The 250-nt window shown below is 38.4% G+C and carries 1 pseudogene; it reads right to left on the reverse strand.

Annotated elements, in window-relative coordinates:
* Window positions 1-250, reverse strand: a pseudogene (locus Q4528_RS15105) (peptidase S41); the annotation flags it as partial.

Here is a 250-nt window from a genome sequence, read left to right on the forward strand (position 1 = left end):
GGTCCATATAGACTGAATAAGGATCTTCAAGTGTATCTACCATTCCTTTAATAGCTCCATCTAACAACTCTTTTTGATCGATATCATTTACATAGCGATCCTGGATTAATTCATAAGCTTTGTTAATTTTCGTTAGCTCTTCTGTCTCTATTTCATTACCAGAACCAAGAGTTAAAGATTGAGTGCTCCCTTCAGGCTCGTCCTGTAATAAAGTGAAAGCCGCGTATGTACCACCTGAACCGATTACGAG

It is taken from the genome of Staphylococcus pasteuri, from assembly GCF_030547725.1.
GTDB classification, from domain to species: domain Bacteria; phylum Bacillota; class Bacilli; order Staphylococcales; family Staphylococcaceae; genus Staphylococcus; species Staphylococcus pasteuri.